3 protein-coding genes are annotated in these 2141 nt (G+C 39.3%); 2 read left to right on the top strand and 1 reads right to left on the bottom strand.

The genetic code is table 11. The features are described from left to right. Window positions 1–121: 121 nt before the first annotated feature. Window positions 122–1291 (top strand): phage tail protein, encoded by a 1170-nt coding sequence (locus tag IJT21_08590; protein ID MBQ7578307.1) that lies wholly within the window; start codon window positions 122–124, stop codon window positions 1289–1291. Between the two features lie 8 nt (window positions 1292–1299). Here IJT21_08590 and IJT21_08585 read toward each other — a convergent pair whose 3' ends face one another. Then, on the bottom strand, window positions 1300–1605 hold the full coding sequence (locus IJT21_08585) for a hypothetical protein (GenBank protein ID MBQ7578306.1): 306 nt from the start codon (window positions 1603–1605) through the stop codon (window positions 1300–1302). A gap of 88 nt (window positions 1606–1693) precedes the next feature. Between IJT21_08585 and IJT21_08580 the strand changes: the two genes are divergently transcribed. Next, the gene (locus IJT21_08580) at window positions 1694–2011 is read left to right on the top strand and encodes a phage tail assembly protein (GenBank protein MBQ7578305.1); all 318 of its coding nucleotides are present in this window, start codon (window positions 1694–1696) and stop codon (window positions 2009–2011) included. The last annotated feature ends 130 nt before the right edge of the window (window positions 2012–2141 follow it).

The following is a 2141-nucleotide window of genomic DNA, read 5'->3' as shown; positions in this document are numbered from 1 at the left end:
GAGTCGCGTTGTAATTAGCAGTTCCCACCCACCCGCCCGGATTGAATTTAGAGTCTCGTTTTGGCAAAAAGTTTATTGCTATAATATGCGTAAAATTATTCAAATTAGGTGATAATAAAACATGTCTGAAGGAATGCGCATAACTAATGCAGGACGCAACGCACTGGCACAAGCTCTGACCGGCAAAGAATTAAAATTTACGCGGGTTTTTGTCGGTGATGGTGTATTAACGAATCAAAACATTATTACTCTCACAAATTTAATTTCCCGCAAAAAAGAATTACCCATCGTGAATATTAACAAGACTGACTCAATTGGCACAGCTGAAATAGTCTGCGAGGTCAATAACAGCGGTTTGACTCAAGGTTTCTGGGTGCGTGAATTTGGATTGTTCGCGAAAGATCCTGCAACCGGTCAAGAAATTTTGTATGCATATCGCAATGTCGGCAATGAGTCGAGCTATATCCCAGCAGACGGAGGCCCCGACGTTGTAAATTACACATTGAGTCTCGTAACAGTCATTGACCAGGCACAAAACGTTACAGCCGTCATTCAGGGCAATAATCAATATGTTACAAATACAGCGTTAATCAGCAAAATAAATGCTCTTTTCGGCGAAAAACGAAATATAAAAGGTTTCTGGACGTATTCAGAAAATGGCGAAAAAATTTTCAGGCCGGTTGACTTGAGCGACGTGAAAGACTCCATTTTGGGAAATTATGACGCAGACACGATTAATGCACGAGTGAGAGTTTTAGAGGACGCATTAGCACAAATTTTAGTCTCACTTGAAGTCGAAAATTTATATCCTGATTACTCGCATTTTATCGCCGAAGATTTTAACGACACGAGCGAATTAGATTTATACACGTGCAGGGTAACGAGCGTAATAGCCGGTGATGACAGCATTGACTGCGAACCATTGGACGGCATGATCCCGGGAAGTTTTTATATGCTCACTGATGGAATAAATCAAGAATTAGTGCAGGTTGATTCAATTTCGATTGAAAATAATATTCAACGCGTAATATTAACTCAGCCGGTGAAGAACACTTATATTTTGAATGCCTGCACACTTTATCGGACGAGCGCGAATATTTTAACTGGCCAAGCACTAGGAGCGAGCGCAAGAAAATATAAATCATGGCCGGCGAATATAAGTTTTTCAGGTAGTGCAGCAAGTGCAGTGAGTGAAATTGCATTAAAGACTGACATAAATAATTCCGGAAATTTCGAGATAACGGGACAGGGTGGTTTTAATGCGTCAGGGCAGGCGGCAATAATAATTTAGCTCTCTCATTAGCGGGAGAGCTGATTATTTACGAGTTCAATAATTTCATCACGGGTCATAGTGTTATTTTCGTGGTGCCTGGTGAAATAATTAGACAGCCAAGCCATTAGACCAGGGATAAATATGCTTGCAAAAGTTATGACAACAGCAAATATGCTAAATCCTATGATAATGCTGTTATTCTGGGCTTCGAGTGCGTTAAATTTTGCGTCAAATTTTGTATCGAGCTCATAAAATTTTGTGTCAACATAATTCTTTAAATCTGCTTTTGTCTCGTTAAATCTTGCGTCGAAATCACGGCTAATTATCAACATGATAAATTCCTCCTTCATGTGCGCATTATAAAATATATGACTTGCTATAATAAGCGTAAAATTATTTATCTAAGGGAGTAATATAAACATGAAAATAGCACTTAGCAAGACTTTCACACATAACGGAGTAAATTACAACGAATTTGATTTAGCACTTGAGAATCTGACCGGACAAGATTTAATTGACGCAGAAGAAAATTTGCGTCGTGCAGGAATTGTAATAAACGGTGCAGCGGACTTTTCCCGAAATTATTTATTAGCAGTAGCAGCAAAAGTCTTAAAGTTGCCGAGAGAGTCATTATTGAGTCTCCCTGCAAAAGATTTCACGCGGATAATAAACGAGACATTAATTTTTTTAGCAGGTGCGGCATTAGAGTCAGTGAGTCCGGAGTCAGCCATGGAATAAGATTATTTGTGTATCGGCTTGCAATGAGTGAGGCGCGTGCGAATGTATTTGAATGGCTAGCCCAACCGGTGAAGGATTTATTAGAATGGGCAGAAATAATTTCAAGCGAAAATGAGCGGATAAATAAATT

The organism is Synergistaceae bacterium (assembly GCA_017443945.1).
GTDB lineage: Bacteria > Synergistota > Synergistia > Synergistales > Aminobacteriaceae > JAFUXM01.
Note: the sequence above shows the minus strand (reverse complement) of the source record. Positions and strands in the feature narration are given on the sequence as shown.